We start from the raw sequence: 16,230 nt of genomic DNA on the forward strand, positions 1-16,230 counted from the left end.
AGCATGCGCCCAGAGTACTGCCTGTCAAAAAATTCGCACGTGTCCCGCCTCACGCCCCGCAAACCTTGCGGACGCGGGCCCGGGCCCGGGAAAGCAGACGACCCGCGAGTCGGGTCCTCCCGGAGGAGGGCCGGCCGGACGTACCGGCGACTCGCGGGTCGGGTGACTGCGTTGAATTGGCCGGTTGCGCGCGACTCACACGCGCTGGTCCGGCACCGCACTCAGTGGGCGACGGGCCATCAGCCCGCAGCCACCTCCGACGTCCGGTGTGCATACATGCTTCGGACCACCTCCCTTCATTCGGTACGCCACACCTTAAGAACCCGTCTTCGGTCGCTCAAGTGTTTTTTTCCGGGATGTTGACCCGGCGGACCGGGAGGCGATTCCCTGCTCGCGTGAGTGATCTTCGTCTGTGTGTCGAGGCCGTCGTCGGGGAAGCCGCGCTGGAGCAGTGGCGGCACGTCCACAACACGATCGTGCCGCCGGCTGCGATGTCCCTGGGCGAGGTGCGTGAGCGCGCGGGGCGGTACCGCCTGGAGAACGCCTACGTCGGTGACGTCCTCGTCGGATGCTCGACCGTGCGGCCGCCCGAGGGCGAGGAGGCGGTGGCGACCGTCATCGCGCGCGTGCTGCCCGAGTACCGGGGCCGCGGGTACGGGGCTGCCCTGTACGAGCACGCGCTCGCCCACGCGCGCGTGCTGGGCGCCCGGGTGGTCGAGACGTGCGTGCTGGCCGTCAACGAGGGCGGGCTGCGGTTCGCGCGGGCGCGTGGGTTCGTCGAGGTCGAGCGGTATGTGCTCGACGGCGAGACGGCGGAATGGGTCGACCTGCGGCTCATGCCCCACCCTCACTAGAGCCCGGTGCGACGATTCCTCGGCAATCTTGCGGGAATCATATGTGGGCTGCGTCACGTTCGAGTTGAATGAGGGCAAGTGAGCGAACCTGCAGGGGGTCCAGGTGAGTGCTTCCCGGCGTAGTGGGACCACCGACGAGCTGGGGCCGGACGAGCCCGAGCAGCCCGAGCGGTCGGGCGAGGACGGCCCGGAGACCCCGGAGGGCGCGCACACCGGGGCCGGACCGGTCGGCCCGGACGGCGCCGACCTGCTCGCCGCGCTGCTCGACGGCATGGACGCGGCCCTGTGCGCCTTCGACGGCGACGGAGTGGTCACCCACTGGAACCGTGAGGCCGAGCGCATCCTCGGCTGGAGCGCGGCCGAGGCCGTCGGACGGCACGGCTTCGCCGGCTGGGCCGTGCGCGAGGCGGACGCCGAGGACATCGAGGGGCGGCTGATGGCCGCCATGCACGCGCCGGGCCGTCAGGTGCACGAGTTCGCGCTGCTGACGAAGGACGGCGGCAGGGTGCTCGTACGGACGCAGTCCGCCGCCGTGCACGGCCCGGACGGCAAGCCCGCCGGGCTCTACTGCGCCTTCAGCGAGGTGCATGCGCAGATCGACCTGGAACGTTCCATCGCGCTCAGCGAGGCCCTCTTCGACGACGCTTCCTGGGGGGTGGTCCTGGTCGACGCCGACCTGCGCCCCGCCGTCGTCAACGCGCACGCCGCCCGCGCGCTCGGCACGGGCCGTACGGCCGTGCTGGGCCGCCCGCTGGGGGAACTGCTCACCCGGGGCGCCGAGGAGCTGGAGAACGCGCTGACGCACGTCCTCGCCGAGGGCGCCCCGCCCGCACCCGCCGAGCTGTGGGTCGGGGTGCGCACCCCGGACGGCGAGAAGCGGCGCTGCTGGCGCAGTGGCTTCCTGCGGCTGGCCTCGCCGCTCGCCGAGGAGCCGGTGCCGCTCGGGGTCGGCTGGCTCTTCCAGGACGTCACGGAGGCCAAGCAGGGCGAGCAGGAGGCCGCCATGCTGCGCTTCCGCGCCAACCAGCTGCACCGGGCGGCCCGCGCGGCGGCCGAGTGCGAGGACCCGGCCGAGGCCGCCACCGTCCACCTCGACTTCGCGCTCGCCGGGTTCGCCGACCACGCCCTGGTCGACCGGGTGATGGGCGAGGCGTCGGCCGATGCGGAGGGGGCGGGGCCGGCGCGGCTGATGCGGGCCGCGGCCACGCCGTCGGGCGGTCCGGGCCCCAGCGCGCTCACCGGACACGCGGGCCTGCCCGTCCGCTACGGCGACGGGCATCCGGCGCTGCAGTGCGTGGCGCGGGCCGGTTCCGTGCGGGCGGGCGTGGGCTCCGTCCCGGCGGACGAGGCCCGGGAGTGGGCACGGGCGCGTCAGTGGCCCGAGGACACGGTGTACGCGCTGTGCGCGGTGCTGCGCAGCCGCGGCCGCACCATGGGCGTCGTGACGTTCCTGCGCGGCGCCGGCCGCACCGCCTTCGAACGCTCCGACGCGAACTACGCCGAGGACGTCGCCGTCCGCATAGCGACGGCCCTGGACCTGGCCGACCTGGCCGCCCCGGCCGACCGCGGCTGACACGCGCGCGTGCCGCGGCGCGTTCAGCGGCGGTAGAAGATCCGGTCCCGGTACTCCTCCATGATCCGTCCGTTCCAGTCGTGGCCGCCGTCGACGTTGCCGGAGCGCAGGAGCGGGGGCTCGATGCCGCGGTCGGCGAGGGCGCCGGCCGCGGTGGCCATGACGGCCTGGAGGAGGGCGGCGGTGACGACCGTGGAGGCGGGGGCGAACGGAGCGGGGACCGCGTCGAGGGTGAGCTCGGCGTCGCCGACGGTGATCTTCGAGTCCAGGACGATGTCGCAGTGGTCCTTGAGGAACGTTCCGGAGCTGTGCCGGGACGTCGTCTGTGAGGCGTATGCCACCGAGGTCACGCCGATGACCTTCACGCCCAGGGTGCGGGCGTTCTGGGCCATCTCCACGGGCAGGGCGTTGCGGCCGGAGAGCGAGACGATGACGAGGGCGTCGCCCGCGCGCAGGGGCGAGGTGTCCAGGACGGCGCTCGCGAGGCCGTCGACGCACTCCAGGGCGGAGCCGAGGGTGGCGGGTGTGACGTCGACGCCGACGACGCCCGGCACCGCGAGCAGGTTCATCAGGGCGAGGCCGCCCGCGCGGTAGACGATGTCCTGGGCGGCGAGGGAGGAGTGGCCGGCGCCGAAGGCGAAGAGGCGGCCGCCGTCGGCCACGGTGTCGGCGAGGAGCGTTCCGGCGGCCTCGACGGCCTCGGCCTCCTCGTCGCGGGCCCGCTGCAGCAGCGTGATCGCGGCGTCGAAGAACTGGGCGGCGAGCTTGCGGTCGCTCATCCGAGGGGCCCCTTTGCCGTGTCGGGTCCGGGTCCGTTCCCGGGTCGCGGATCACCGTGCGGTCTGGACCAGCGCCCTGTCAATACGACGGGGACGGTGATGGGGACGAGGGCGGAGAGGCGGCCGGGTACGGCGGGGAAGCGGAGTCGGCGACCGTCCTCGCTCCGTCGCCGCGCGCCGTGCCGCGCCCCGTGCCGCACCCTGATGTAACCGCCTCGTTTCAGCGGCGCGGCACGCTTGTCAGTGGTATCCGGCAGAATTGACTTCAGGGCCAGCGCACGCGCCGGAGAGCCGTCCAGCCTTCGGCAGAGCTAATCGAGGGGCTACGAATGTCCGGACTGATCGACACCACGGAGATGTATCTCCGCACCATCCTCGAGCTCGAGGAGGAAGGTGTGGTCCCCATGCGCGCCCGGATCGCGGAGCGGCTCGACCAGAGCGGTCCGACGGTCAGCCAGACGGTCGCGAGGATGGAGCGCGACGGCCTGGTCTCCGTGGCCAGCGACCGGCACCTGGAGCTCACCGACGAGGGTCGCCGGCTGGCCACGCGCGTGATGCGCAAGCACCGGCTGGCCGAGTGTCTCCTCGTCGACGTGATCGGCCTGGAGTGGGAGCAGGTGCACGCGGAGGCGTGTCGCTGGGAGCACGTGATGAGCGAGGCCGTGGAGCGGCGTGTGCTGGAGCTGCTGCGGCACCCGACCGAGTCGCCGTACGGCAACCCGATCCCGGGTCTGGAGGAGCTGGGCGAGAAGGACGGCGCGGACCCGTTCCTGGACGAGGGCATGGTGTCGCTGGCGGACCTCGATCCGGGCGCCGACGGCAAGACGGTCGTGGTGCGCCGTATCGGCGAGCCGATCCAGACGGACGCGCAGCTGATGTACACGCTGCGCCGCGCGGGCGTGCAGCCCGGCTCGGTGGTGAGTGTGACGGAGTCGGCGGGCGGTGTGCTGGTCGGCAGCGGCGGCGAGGCGGCCGAGCTGCAGTCGGACGTGGCGTCCCACGTGTTCGTGGCGAAGCGCTGAGCATTGTTCAACTCATGGGGTGCGTGGGGCAGTTGTGGCGTCCTGTCGATCTCGTCGAATCGCAGATTCCCTGTGTCGAATGGCAGCGCGCACGCGCTTCCCGTGCCACGCTGTCGCGTGAGGCATATGACCTGAGGGGGGCGGGGATGGTCTGCCGCAGACGAGCGGAGGGCCCCGGTGCCGTGTGGCACCGGGGCCTGTCCTCCCCTTTTTCGACCTGGAGCCCCGAGCTCTCAAGGTCGTTCCCCTCGGACCGGTTTCCCCGACCGGTCCGCCTCCCGCTGAAGGTCTCCCCTCGGCGGCGGCGATCATTCCTTGAACCAGGTCACTCGATCGAGGGGTGTTGCTTGCGGAGAGTGCCTATCTCGAAAGGGCATTCGATAGCCTGCGTGTGATCCGAAGTCTGACGACAGCACAACGGTACGAGGGCCAGGGGGGTGCCAGGAACTGTGGCGCGACGCATCGACGTGACCGGGGCGGGGGGCGTACGCCTGGCGGCCTGGGAGTTCGGGGACCCGCCCAAGGTGATCCCGGCACAGTCCGCGGGAGCCCCGAGCGCCGCGGAAGCCGAAGCGGAAGCAGAAGAGGACGGTTCCTCGGGCGTCCTGTTACTGCACGGCCTGATGGGCCGGGCCTCGCACTGGGCGTCCACCGCCCGCTGGCTCTCCGAGCGGCACCGCGCGGTCGCCCTCGACCAGCGCGGCCACGGCCAGAGCGAGAAGCCGCCGGAGGCCGCCTTCACCCGCGAGGCCTACGTCGAGGACGCGGAGGCCGCCCTGGAGCAGCTGGGCCTCGCTCCGGCCGTCCTCATCGGCCACGCCATGGGCGCGCTGACGGCCTGGCAGCTCGCCGCCAAGCGTCCGGACCTGGTGCGCGGCCTGATCGTCTGCGACATGCGGGCCTCCGCGCTCGGCGCGGCCTCGCAGCGCGAGTGGGGCGACTGGTTCAAGTCCTGGCCGGTCCCCTTCGCCACCCTCGCCGACGTCCGCAAGTGGTTCGGCGAGGACGACCCCTGGGTGGAGCGCCCGAACCCCTCCCGGGGCGAGTTCTACGCCGAGGTCATGCACGAGTCGCCCGACGGCTGGCGGCCCGTCTTCGAGCCCGACCAGATGCTGAAGTCCCGCGAGACCTGGGTCTACGACGCGCACTGGGAGGAGCTCACCCAGGTGCAGTGCCCGGCGCTGGTCGTGCGGGGCCTCGACGGTGAGCTCGGGCGGGCCGAGGCCCAGGAGATGGTGCGGGTGCTGCCCCGCGGCGAGTACGCGGAGGTCTCCGACGCGGGGCACCTCGTGTACTACGACCAGCCGGAGGCCTGGCGCTCGGCGATCGAGCCGTTCCTCGACGCCGTACTCACGCCCCCTTGCTGACCGCCGTCAGGATCTCCGGCAGCCGTTCCGCCGCCCTCGGCGCCGCCAGCCGTAGTCCCAGCACGGTGACGCCCACGCCGTACACCGCGCCTCCCGGCAGCAGCAGCCAGGTCCAGGCGTCCGCGCCCGCGCTGACGTTCAGCCAGATCGTCAGCGCGATGACGGGCGCACACAGCAGGGCCGCCGCGACCATGCCGCCGAAGATCGCGATCCAGGCGAGTCCGGCCTGGCCCGGAGCGACGTTCTTGTGCCCCTCCTGCGGGATCGAGTAGGGAAAGCGCGCCGAGGTCCAGGCGCCCGTCGCCAGCATCGCGCCGAGCAGCGCGAACGACAGCCCCAGCGCCTCGGGCAGCTTCGGCCAGTCGCCGAGCAGCGCCGTCGTCAGCACGGTCACCAGCGTCGCGTACGGCAGGGTGATCACCAGCAGGGCCAGCGCCCGCGCCCGCAGCTCCTCGTAGGCGTCCCGGGACGAGGAAATGGTCAGCGCGACCATCCAGAACGCGGACGTGTCCTGCCCGAACTGGTTGTACATCTGAATGCCGAGCATCCCGGCGGCGAAGCAGGCGAAGTAGATCGAGCCGGTGCCCTGCACCGCGTTGAAGACGGGCACGATCAGCCCGATGGCCAGCGAGGTCACCCAGGCCGCCTTGGTCTTCGGGTCGCGCCAGATGTAGCGCAGGCTGCGTTCCATCACCGGTCCGGTACGCCCGCCGGGCAGCAGCCGCGCCGGCCCCGTCGGCTCCGTCAGCCCCGTCGCGCTTCGTCGTTTCCGCGCGGTCGGCTCGGCGGCCTGGAGAGTGGAGCCGTCGGGCGAGGTCATCAGCCGCGTCAGAGTCCGCGCCCACACCCCCACCAGCAGCACCAACGCGGCCGCGCTGACGGCCATCTGCGCGACGGCGACCCCGTACGCCCCCTCGCTCACCGAGTCCACCGCGCCGACCGCGGAGGCGGGCGGCAGCCATCGCAGCACGTCCGCCACCGGGTCGAGCTGCCCCAGCCCGGACGTCCCGAGCCGCTGCGCCCCGAAGTTGACGACCTGCGCCCCCACCGCGATCACCAGCCCGCTCAGTACCGCCAGATCGCGGCCCTTGCGGCTGGACAGCACTCGGATGTTGGCGGCGGCCACGGCCCGCGCGAGCGCCACGCACACCAGCAGCCCGAGCACGACGGCGAGGACGCCCACCGTCCAGGCCGCCGCCCCGTGCGCCACGGCCACCACCGACCCCACCAGCATCAGCAGCGTGAACAGTGGCCCGATGCCCACCAGCGAGGCCGCCAGCAGCGCCCGCACCAGCGGCCGGGGCCGCAGCGGCAGCATCACCAGCCGGGTCGGGTCCAGGGTTTCGTCGCCGCTGGGGAAGAACAGCGGCATCACCGCCCACCCCAGCCCCAGCACCGCCCCCAGCAGCACCACCAGCGAGACGGCGTGGTCGTGCCCGCGCAACGCGATCAACCCGATCAGCTGCAACGCGGCGAACAGCAGAGTGACGACGGCGGAGGCGACGTAGGCGGCCCGCCGCCCGCCCGACTGCCGCAACCCGTTACGCAGCAGCGACAGCTTCAGCCGGACGAGGGTGTCGGTCACGCCGCTCATCGGGCGGCCCCGCCGCCCAGCCAGTCGAGGTCGGAGCCCGTGTCCCGACCGTGCGCCCCGACCAGTTCGAGGAACGCCTGCTGCAAGGAGGGGGACGACCCCCGCACCTCCGCCAGCGTCCCGTGCGCCCGGATCCGTCCCGCCGCCATCACCGCGACCCAGTCGCACAGCGACTCGACGAGCTCCATCACATGGGACGAGAAGACGACCGTCGCCCCGGACGCCGTGTACCGCTTGAGCACCCCTCGGATGATCTGCGCGGACACCGGATCGACGCCCTCGAACGGCTCGTCGAGGAAGAGGACTTCGGGATTGTGGAGCAGCGCGGCCGCGAGCCCGATCTTCTTCCGCATGCCGGTCGAGTAGTCGACGACGAGCTTGTGCTGGGCGCCGGCCAGGTCGAGCACGTCGAGCAGCTGCGTGGCCCGCTTGTCGACCTCGGCGCCGGGCAGCCCCCGCAACCGCCCGCTGTATCCGAGCAGTTCACGCCCCGACAGCCGCTCGAACAGCCGTAGCCCCTCCGGCAGCACCCCGATCCGCGCCTTCACCGCCACGGGATCCCGCCACACGTCGTGCCCGACGACCTCGACGGACCCCTGATCGGGCCGCAGCAACCCGGTCACCATCGACAGCGTGGTCGTCTTCCCGGCCCCGTTGGGCCCGACCAGCCCGATGAACTTCCCTGCGGGCAGATCGAGATCGATTCCGGCGACAGCGACCTGCTGACCGAACCGCTTCCAGAGCCCACGCACGCGTACGGACGTCATACAGGGAACCCTACGGCGCGCCGTTGACCATGTGTCGTCAACGATCCGCCGCTGAGGACGTGTTGGCGCCGTTGGCGCTGTTGACGTCGTTGATGATGCGGCGTTGAAGATCCGGCGTCAGCGATCCCTGCCGCACGCGTAGGCCAACGGCGAGATCAGTTCCTCCGCGTCCGGCAACCACCGATTTGCGGCGGTCGGCCGGCAGGCCCACTGCACAGCCCCCCGCGACCCGAACCGGGTGGGCGGCGCGGCGACGAACGTCCCCTCGCCCAACGTCACCAGATCCAGGGCCCCCAGCGACCAGCCCAGCTTGCGCACCAGGTCCGGCACCTTCGCCGACGCCCCCGGCAGCACGAAGAACTGCATCCGCCGGTCCGGCGTCAACGTGACAGGACCGAGCGTCAACTCCATCCGCTCCATGCGGGCCAACGCGAGGAACCCGGCCGTCTCCGGAACGGAGATCGCATCGAACGTACGCCCCGTGGGCAGCAGGATCGAGGCGGTCGGCTGCTTCTGCCACATCCGGCGCGCCACCGTCGCACTGCCGGTGGCCTGCGTCTCCCAGTCGGGGCGCGCAGGGTGCGCACCCGGCGCGTCGCACGCCGCTTCCCCGCAGGAGCAGCGCTGCACCCCGTCGACGGGTTCCAGCCAGGTGCCGGGGAAGACGTCCCAATGACGTTCCTCGGCATAGCGAACAGCGGTCTCGAGCAGCGATTCCCCGCGCTGCTTCGGGATTTGAGTGGCTTCGGCGCCCGCGATGGTCTCTTCCACGATGAGCACAACTCTAGCGGTCACCAGGGGTTACGCCCGCCCGTTTGCGCGGGGGAGGAGCATCGATTCCCCGTCCGGGGCGCATGGGTGCATGTGCGGGGGCGCGCGGCAGGAACGGGCGCGGGAGCGGGTAGTCACGGTAGGGGCGGGCTTCCGTCGGTAACCCGGAAATACTCGGCAATCCTCGCATGCCTCGCATTTTCACCATGTCCGTGGGGCATTGATCTTCTCGGCCGGAACTTTTCGGTACGGAACTCCACAGGGGGTAGTGCCAATGGCCGCAAGGCCGCTAGTCGCGCGGCAGCCGAACGAACGGCTGCAGGCGCTCATCCAGGAGGCGGGGTGCTCGAACGCCGGGCTCGCCCGCCGCGTCAACATGTGCGGTGCGGAGCACGGTCTCGACCTGCGCTACGACAAGACGTCCGTGGCCCGTTGGCTGCGCGGACAGCAGCCGCGCGGACGCGCCCCGGCGATCATCGCGGAGGCGCTGGGCCGCAAGCTCGGCCGTGCGGTCACGATCGACGAGATCGGCATGGCCAACGGCAAGAACCTCGCCTCGGGTGTGGGTCTCCAGTTCTCGCCGACGGTACTGGGGGCCATCGAGCAGGTCTGCGAGCTGTGGCGCAGTGACGTGGGCCGGCGGGACTTCCTCTCCGGTTCGTCCGTGGCCGCCTCGGCGTTGGTCGAGCCGAGCCGTGACTGGCTGATCTCCTCGCCCGACGCGCAGGTGGCGCGCTCGGCGGGACCCCGGGTGGGGCTGTCCGACGTCGCGGCCGTCAAGGCGATGACGCAGGCGCTGGTCGACCTGGACCACCGGTACGGCAGCGGGCATGTCCGTCCCGTCGTCGTGCACTACCTCAACAGCGTGGTCTCGGGGCTGCTGGCCGGCTCCTACCGGGAGGCGGTCGGGCGGGAACTCTTCGCGGCCGTGGCCCGGTTGACGGAGCTCGCCGGGTACATGGCCGTCGACACCGGCCAACCGGGCCTCGCCCAGCGCTACTACATCCAGGCCCTGCGGCTCGCCCAGGCCGCGGGCGACCGAGGGTACGGCGGATACATCCTCGCCGCTTCCATGAGCCATCTCGCGGCCCAGCTCGGAAACCCCCGCGAGATCGCCCAGTTGGCGCGCGCGGCACAGGAGGGGGCGCGTGGACGTGTGACGCCGCGTGCGGAGGCGATGTTCCTCGCGGCGGAGGCGCGCGGGCACGCGCTGATGGGTGACGCGCGCGGGGCGCAGGCGGCGTCCGGGCGGGCGGTGTCGGCGCTGGAGGCGGCCGATCCGTCCTGCGGGGACGATCCGGTGTGGATCGCGCACTTCGACGAGGCCTATCTGGCCGACGAGTTGGCGCACTGCCACCGCGACCTGGGCCAGGCCGAGGCGGCGGCGCGCTGCGCGCAGCAGTCCCTGGCCGGGCATCCGGAGAGCCGTGCGCGCCGGCGCGCGATCGGATACGTCCTGCTGGCCACCGCGCAGGTGCAGCAGCGCGAGATCGAACAGGCCTGCAACACCGGTCTGAAAGCGGTCGAGTTGCTGGAGACGCTCCGCTCGAACCGGGGCGCGGAGTACCTGGAGGACCTCCAGCAGCGACTGGAGCCGTTCCGGGACGAATCGGTGGTGAGGGAGTTCGGGGCGCGGCTGGAGCTGCAGACCGCGGCGTGAACGGACGGGGCGCCGCTGCGTGAACGTGCGGGAAACAGCGAGGTCCCGCACGGCAGGCGACGGATACAGCGCACGGCGCTCCGGATCTGTTACCGACGTCACTGCCGGCCTCCACGGGAGGGAGATCACGTTCTGCGCTGCGTGGCACGGGGTTCCGGGGACCCGGTAGCGTGAACCGACGATTCCGAAGGTCCCCCATTCGTAGGAGTCCCGGTGACGCAGAGTGGACAGGGCGAGGAGCCCTCGGCGCAGCCCGCGCGCGAAGGCATCGTGCTGCCCTCCGACGGTGGGGAACCCCTGCTGCCGGGAATGACGACGAGCGCCCCACGGCGGGCGCCCCGTCCGGAACAGCCGCCCGCACCGCCGTCGGACGACCATTCCGGCCAGTACGGCGCTCAGCACGACCGGCAGCACGGCCAGCAGCACAACCAGGAGCACGGCCGGCAGCAGTACGGCGGCCAACAGCAGTACGGGCAGTCCGACTACGGGCAGCAGCAGTACGGCCGACCGGAGTACGGGCAGCAGCAGGCGCCGGCCGGCGGCCAGACCTGGGGGCAGCCCTGGGGCCCCGACCAGCAGACGCCCGCCCCGCAGCAGCCGTCCCATGGCTGGCCGCTCCCCGTGGACCAGACGGGCCAGACGGAACAGACGGGCCTGGACCAGTGGAACGCCCCGCAGGCGGCCCCGTGGAGCGGCGGTACGCAGCCGGGCGCGGGCCCGCTCCCGCCGGAGGGCGCACCGGCCCCGGCACATCCGACGTACGGCCAGGGCACGCCGAGCACCCCGCTGCCACCGGCCGCTCCCCCCGCCGCCTCTGCCGCCTCGGCATCCTCCGCGGCTTTCGACGACGGCGCGACGCAGTACATACCGCCGATACCTGCGGCCCCGTCTCCGGCCTCCACGGTCGACGAAGGCGCCACCCAGTACCTGCCGCCCGTCCCCGCCGCCGCACCCGTCGACGAGGGCGCGACGCAGTACCTGCCGCCGGTCGCGCCGGGCGCACTGCCGCCCGAGACCCAGGCCGAGTCGACCCACTTCCTGGGCCGCGCCCCGCAGCACGGGCCCGCTCCGGGTCCCGGCCCGATGCCCGCCCACGGCACCCAGCCGGGCCCGCAGCCCGGCACGCACTCCGACGCGGAGGCCACCCAGTACCTCCCGCCCGTCCCCGCACAGGCCGGCGGGGACCGGCAGCCGCCCGCCGAGTTCGAGAGCCTCTTCCGCAGTGGTCCGGGCAGCGAGAGCCCGGCCGGATCCACGCAGCAGCTCCCGCGCTTCTCCGAGCCGGAGCCCCCCGGATACGGCGGCTACGGCGGCCCGCAGGGCTACGGCGCCGGGCCCGCCGCCCGCTCCCCGCAGCCCGCCTACACCCCGCCCGGTGAACCGGCGGCGGGCGGGCGGCGCGGGCCGCGTGACGACGACGGCGGCCGGGGTGGTCGTAGCGGCTCTCGGGTGCCGTTGTTCGCGGCGATCGGGGTGGCCCTCGCGGTCGTCGGGGTCGGCGCGGGCGCGCTGCTCTCCGGCGGGGGCGGCGGCAAGGGCGACGACAACAAGCCCGTCGCCGCGTCCGCTCCCGCGACCGGCGGGTCCACGTCAAAGGCGACCGGTGCGGCCGAGCAGCAGGCCGTCGCGCTGGACAAGCTGCTGGCGGACAGCGGCAGCAGCCGGGCCAGCGTGATCAGCGCGGTGGCCGAGGTGAAGTCCTGCGGCAACCTCGCGCAGGCCGCCACGGATCTGCGGGCCGCGGCGAAACAGCGCACCGACCTGGTGACGAGTCTTGCCGGGCTGAAGGTCGACCAGCTGCCGAACCACGACGCGCTGACCACCGCCCTCACCAAGGCGTGGCAGGCGTCCGCGTCCGCCGACGACCACTACGCGGCCTGGGCCGACCAGGTCGCCGGCAGCAAGAAGAAGAGCTGCAAGAAGGGCTCGGCCCGCACCACCTCCGAGACGCAGGCCGGCAACCGCGACAGCGGCACCGCCAGCGCCCAGAAGTCGCAGGCCGCGACGTTGTGGAACGAGATCGCGAAGACGTACGGCCTGACCCGGCGCCAGCCCACCCAGCTCTAGCCGGCCCATCCAGCTCCAGCCGGTTCACCGAGTTCCAGCCGGTCCCATCCCTCTCCAGTCGGCAGGAGGGGCGGTTCGTCAGTTGACGTCCGCCTTCTCCAGGGTCTTCGTCACGTCGGTGAAGCCCTTCTTGGCGGCCACCAGGCGGCCCTTCCGCACGGTCTGGAGGGTGACGTCGGCGTTGACCAGGCGGGGGAAGCCGATGGAGGCGAGCCGGTCGGTGAACTGCCAGCGGAGCGTCGGCGTGAGCCCGCCGGTGGTGATCTTCAGCCCGTCGTTCAGGGCGCCCCGTACAGAGTTGGAGGTGACCTCGCCGTCGCCCAGCGACTCCACGGCCTGCCGGAACACGTTGTAGGCGATCCAGGTGGTCTGCACTCCGGTGTCGCCGGCGTCGATGCGGGTGTCGGAGAACGCCTCCTCGCTGATGACCTTCTTCATCGGATTCCAGGCGGGGTCGCTCGCCACGGGGTACCAGCCGGTGACGTAGGCCCCCTCGTACCGGCCGGAGTCGCCGCCGGCCGCGTCGATGACCGTCTGGTCGACGCTGCCGAGGACCGTGGCGGTGTTGACGGCGGTGTAGTCCGTGCGGGCGCGCCGGAAGGAGTCCATGAAGGTGCTGGTGCGGTCCCCGAGGGCGGGCACCACGCACCCCTTCCCGTTCCTCGCGCTCTTGCCGTCGGTCGCGTGTTCCAGGGCGGTCTCGGACTGTGCCGAGTACTCGGTGGAGTCCTCCGGCGCGCGCTGGTCCTTGGCCTTGTCGTGGCCGCCCGCGGTCAGCCCGGCGTTGAGCATCGTGGGCAGTGCGTCGCCGGCGATGGTGTCGGGGCGGACCAGGGAGACGGGACCGCAGGTCGCGGCCAGCTCCTTGCCGAGGCCGGCCAGGAGGGAGGGCTGGCCGCCGTTGACGGGGTAGGAGAGCGGGCTGGTGAACTCCGCGTTCGTGACGCCGTAGCCGCCTATGTAGGGGATGCCGTCGCCCTCCAGGTAGGGGAGGAAGGCGTCGGAGTGCTGGCTGTAGGAGCCGACGACGGCGACCGCGTTCTCCTTGACCGCCCGGCGGGCGCACTTCGCGGCGGACACGGTGTCGTTGTGTTCGTTGCAGGTCAGCACCTTGAGCTTGCGGCCGTTGAGGCCGCCGCTCGCGTTGATCCAGCGGGCGTAGGCGCGGGCGAAGGCGGGCATGCCCGGTTTGTTGGTCGCCGACGTGCCCTCGGGCGCCCATGTCATGACGACGATCGGGTCGTCCCCGGAACCCCCCGTGGTACCGGGGACGACCCCGCAACCGACGGCGAGTGACGCACAGGCGGCCACGGCGCCCGCCGAGAGGGCGGTCGCTCTGAGGGACCTGGTGAAGCGGAAGGACCTGGGGAGGAAGGTACTTCGCAGGGAAGTGCGTCGCTTGCCGGTCATGGGCACGCACGATTCCGTCACATAGCCAACCTGTGAGTGACTCACGGTCAACGAGTGGTGACGTCGAGGTGAATAGCAGGGGGTCGTGAGGCTCCTGTGACGGGGAAACGTACGATCGATGACCGTGCAAGGTTCGGAGAACTCTTCCCGTCGCGGCCGTCGCTCCTCCACCATGGGCGGCATGCCACTCAACGACATGCCGTGGTGGCGCTGGCGCAGCAATGTGCGCTCCGCGCTGCACATGCTCTCCGACCCGGTGTTCCAGCAGAACGTCTGGCTGGCCGGCGTCGAAGGGTACGGGGACGTCACCGACGCCGTGTACCGCCTCGTCGAGGACACCTGGCTCGACAACTGGTCCGCCGAGAAGTACGTCGGCACGATCTTCCGCGACTCGCAGGAGGCGGCGCTCGTCGACACCGCCGTGCTGCGCGTGCTGCGGATCATGCACCAGGTCGGGCCGGACGCCCCGGTCTCCGCGTACGTCGAGCACCAGGGCTGGCCGGACGCCGTACGGGCGGCGCGCGACGCGCACGTCCGGATGGCGACGGCCGACGGCGACGAGCCCGACGCCCCGCCCCGGACCCTTGAGGTGCTGCACATCATGACCAGGTCGGCGTAGACCGGTCCGCGGGACGGGTCCGTAGGCCGGGTCCGCGTAGGCCCGGTCCGCGTAGGCCCGGTCCGCGTGGCGGACAGGGTTCTGTTAGGCCGGTAGGGGCATGAGACCCTGTCCTGCATGACTGAGCAGTCCACCCGAGCCGCGGCAACCCCCGCCGATCAGTACGTCCTCACACTTTCCTGCCCCGACAAGCAGGGCATCGTGCACGCCGTGTCGAGCTACCTCTTCATGACCGGCTGCAACATCGAGGACAGTCAGCAGTTCGGCGACCGCGACACGGGCCTGTTCTTCCTGCGCGTCCACTTCTCGGCCGAGTCGCCGGTGACCGTGGACAAGCTGCGCGCGAGCTTCGCGGCGATCGGCGACTCCTTCCACATGGACTGGCAGATCAACCGGGCCGACGACAGGATGCGCATCGTCCTCATGGTCAGCAAGTTCGGCCACTGCCTGAACGACCTGCTCTTCCGCGCCAGCATCGGCGCGCTGCCGGTGGAGATCGCGGCCGTGGTGTCCAACCACACCGACTTCGCCGAGCTCGTGGGCTCGTACGACATTCCCTTCCGCCATATCCCGGTGACGAAGGAGAACAAGGCGCAGGCCGAGGCGGAGCTGCTGGCGCTGGTCCGGGAGCAGGACGTCGAGCTGGTCGTCCTGGCCCGCTACATGCAGGTGTTGTCGGACGACCTGTGCAAGCAGCTCAGCGGCCGGATCATCAACATCCACCACTCCTTCCTGCCGAGCTTCAAGGGCGCGAAGCCGTACCACCAGGCGCACGCGCGGGGCGTGAAGCTGATCGGTGCGACGGCGCACTATGTCACCGCCGACCTCGACGAGGGCCCGATCATCGAGCAGGAGGTCGAACGCGTGGGCCACGGCGTCACCCCGGACCAGCTGGTCGCCATCGGCCGCGACGTGGAATGCCAGGCACTGGCGCGGGCTGTGAAGTGGCACGCGGAGCGACGGATTCTGCTCAACGGGCGACGGACGGTCGTGTTCGCGTAGGCCGAGCCTCCCGACCTCGGGTGCGGCTTGGTCGAGAGATGGGCGAGGTTTTCCCGCTCTTTTTGATCTTTCGGGTTTACGGGCCGGACCGGGGCAGTGTCTTTGAGTCTCCTTTGCCTGTCGACGACTCCTCGATGGGGCATTCTGTTCGTTTCTTTTGCGTGCCGTGTGTGATCTATGGGCCGATTCGATCGACTTGGTGCCGCTGGTAAGCGATTGACGCATGGCGTCCTCCGGGCTTTGATCACCCGCCTGTAAGGAGTCTGTGAATACGGGGTGGGGGCCATGGGGTGGGGCAGGCGTGTGCCGGGGCGTAGGGCCTGGCTCGTGGCATCGGTTTTGCTCGGGCCCACGCTGGGTGTGACGAGCCCCCAGGCGGTCGCCGTAACGCCGCCGGAATCTTCATCGGTGACTGCCGATACCGGCGACCTGTCACCCGAAGCGGCAGCCTCGCAGAAAGCCGCGGAGTCCGACTCGCCTGTCGAGGTGGATGCGGAGACGACGCCCACGCAGCTCGTCACGGCGCAGCCGGACGGCACCTTCAGGGTCGACTTCGATCCGACGCCGGTACGGGTGAAGAAGGCGGCGGGATGGGTGCCGGTCGACACCGGCTTGGTGAAGACCTCTTCCGGAGCCATCGCGCCGAAGGCCGCCGCGGCGGACATTACCTTCTCCGGCGGGGGCTCCCACGCCCCCTTGGCGAGCATCACGCAGGGCGGGAAGGTGTACAGCGTCAGTTCGCCGT

The 16,230-nt window shown here is 71.6% G+C and carries 13 protein-coding genes; 8 read left to right on the top strand and 5 right to left on the bottom strand.

Annotation, left to right across the window (positions count from 1 at the left end; genetic code table 11):
- Positions 1 to 395: 395 nt before the first annotated feature.
- Positions 396 to 854: a GNAT family N-acetyltransferase gene (locus B5557_RS25005; RefSeq protein WP_231976024.1), complete on the top strand. Its 459-nt coding sequence runs from the start codon at positions 396 to 398 to the stop codon at positions 852 to 854.
- Positions 855 to 957: 103 nt separating this feature from the next.
- Entirely contained in the window at positions 958 to 2,427 is a 1,470-nt protein-coding gene (locus tag B5557_RS25010) for a PAS domain-containing protein (protein ID WP_079661556.1), read from the top strand.
- A 23-nt stretch (positions 2,428 to 2,450) separates the two neighbouring features.
- Here the strand turns inward: B5557_RS25010 and B5557_RS25015 are convergent, their stop codons facing one another.
- Entirely contained in the window at positions 2,451 to 3,206 is a 756-nt protein-coding gene (locus B5557_RS25015; RefSeq protein WP_079661557.1) for an SIS domain-containing protein, read from the bottom strand.
- A gap of 329 nt (positions 3,207 to 3,535) precedes the next feature.
- Here B5557_RS25015 and B5557_RS25020 point away from each other — a divergent pair, with 329 nt between their 5' ends.
- Positions 3,536 to 4,228: a metal-dependent transcriptional regulator gene (locus tag B5557_RS25020; protein ID WP_079661558.1), complete on the top strand. Its 693-nt coding sequence runs from the start codon at positions 3,536 to 3,538 to the stop codon at positions 4,226 to 4,228.
- Positions 4,229 to 4,677: 449 nt separating this feature from the next.
- Positions 4,678 to 5,595 carry an alpha/beta fold hydrolase gene (locus tag B5557_RS25025; protein WP_079661559.1) on the top strand — a complete coding sequence of 306 codons (918 nt, stop codon included), beginning with the start codon at positions 4,678 to 4,680 and terminating at the stop codon, positions 5,593 to 5,595.
- Here the strand turns inward: B5557_RS25025 and B5557_RS25030 are convergent.
- From B5557_RS25030 to B5557_RS25040, 3 genes are all read right to left on the bottom strand, one after another.
- Positions 5,579 to 7,189: a transporter gene (locus B5557_RS25030; RefSeq protein ID WP_099936615.1), complete on the bottom strand. Its 1,611-nt coding sequence runs from the start codon at positions 7,187 to 7,189 to the stop codon at positions 5,579 to 5,581. The two genes, B5557_RS25025 and B5557_RS25030, sit on opposite strands and share 17 nt — an antisense overlap.
- The gene (locus B5557_RS25035) at positions 7,186 to 7,956 is read right to left on the bottom strand and encodes an ABC transporter ATP-binding protein (RefSeq protein ID WP_079661560.1); all 771 of its coding nucleotides are present in this window, start codon (positions 7,954 to 7,956) and stop codon (positions 7,186 to 7,188) included. Before B5557_RS25035 ends, B5557_RS25030 begins: the two co-directional genes overlap by 4 nt.
- Positions 7,957 to 8,073: 117 nt before the next feature.
- Entirely contained in the window at positions 8,074 to 8,736 is a 663-nt protein-coding gene (locus tag B5557_RS25040; RefSeq protein ID WP_099936616.1) for a bifunctional DNA primase/polymerase, read from the bottom strand.
- Positions 8,737 to 9,001: 265 nt separating this feature from the next.
- Here B5557_RS25040 and B5557_RS25045 point away from each other — a divergent pair, with 265 nt between their 5' ends.
- Together B5557_RS25045 and B5557_RS25050 are read left to right on the top strand one after the other, a co-directional pair.
- Entirely contained in the window at positions 9,002 to 10,387 is a 1,386-nt protein-coding gene (locus B5557_RS25045) for a transcriptional regulator (protein ID WP_079661561.1), read from the top strand.
- Positions 10,388 to 10,600: 213 nt separating this feature from the next.
- Positions 10,601 to 12,454, top strand: a complete 1,854-nt coding sequence (locus B5557_RS25050; RefSeq protein WP_079661562.1) for a hypothetical protein — start codon at positions 10,601 to 10,603, stop codon at positions 12,452 to 12,454.
- A 78-nt stretch (positions 12,455 to 12,532) separates the two neighbouring features.
- Here the strand turns inward: B5557_RS25050 and B5557_RS25055 are convergent, their stop codons facing one another.
- A complete protein-coding gene (locus B5557_RS25055) occupies positions 12,533 to 13,864 on the bottom strand; it encodes an ABC transporter substrate-binding protein (protein WP_079661563.1) in 1,332 nt (443 codons plus the stop codon).
- Positions 13,865 to 13,982: 118 nt separating this feature from the next.
- Here B5557_RS25055 and B5557_RS25060 point away from each other — a divergent pair, with 118 nt between their 5' ends.
- Positions 13,983 to 14,483 carry an SCO4402 family protein gene (locus B5557_RS25060; RefSeq protein ID WP_079661564.1) on the top strand — a complete coding sequence of 167 codons (501 nt, stop codon included), beginning with the start codon at positions 13,983 to 13,985 and terminating at the stop codon, positions 14,481 to 14,483.
- A 117-nt stretch (positions 14,484 to 14,600) separates the two neighbouring features.
- The gene (gene purU, locus B5557_RS25065; protein ID WP_079661565.1) at positions 14,601 to 15,485 is read left to right on the top strand and encodes a formyltetrahydrofolate deformylase; all 885 of its coding nucleotides are present in this window, start codon (positions 14,601 to 14,603) and stop codon (positions 15,483 to 15,485) included.
- Positions 15,486 to 16,230 lie beyond the last annotated feature (745 nt).

Origin of the sequence: Streptomyces sp. 3214.6 (assembly GCF_900129855.1) — a bacterium.
GTDB lineage: Bacteria > Actinomycetota > Actinomycetes > Streptomycetales > Streptomycetaceae > Streptomyces > Streptomyces soliscabiei.

Bases quoted from the DNA above. Each gene is read 5' to 3' on its own strand.
- B5557_RS25060 (WP_079661564.1), top strand. From the start codon at position 13,983: ATGACCGTGCAAGGTTCGGAGAACTCTTCCCGTCGCGGCCGTCGCTCC.
- purU (WP_079661565.1), top strand. From the start codon at position 14,601: ATGACTGAGCAGTCCACCCGAGCCGCGGCAACCCCCGCCGATCAGTAC.
- B5557_RS25020 (WP_079661558.1), top strand. From the start codon at position 3,536: ATGTCCGGACTGATCGACACCACGGAGATGTATCTCCGCACCATCCTC.
- B5557_RS25045 (WP_079661561.1), top strand. From the start codon at position 9,002: ATGGCCGCAAGGCCGCTAGTCGCGCGGCAGCCGAACGAACGGCTGCAG.
- B5557_RS25015 (WP_079661557.1), bottom strand. From the start codon at position 3,206: ATGAGCGACCGCAAGCTCGCCGCCCAGTTCTTCGACGCCGCGATCACG.
- B5557_RS25055 (WP_079661563.1), bottom strand. From the start codon at position 13,864: ATGACCGGCAAGCGACGCACTTCCCTGCGAAGTACCTTCCTCCCCAGG.
- B5557_RS25030 (WP_099936615.1), bottom strand. From the start codon at position 7,189: ATGAGCGGCGTGACCGACACCCTCGTCCGGCTGAAGCTGTCGCTGCTG.
- B5557_RS25035 (WP_079661560.1), bottom strand. From the start codon at position 7,956: ATGACGTCCGTACGCGTGCGTGGGCTCTGGAAGCGGTTCGGTCAGCAG.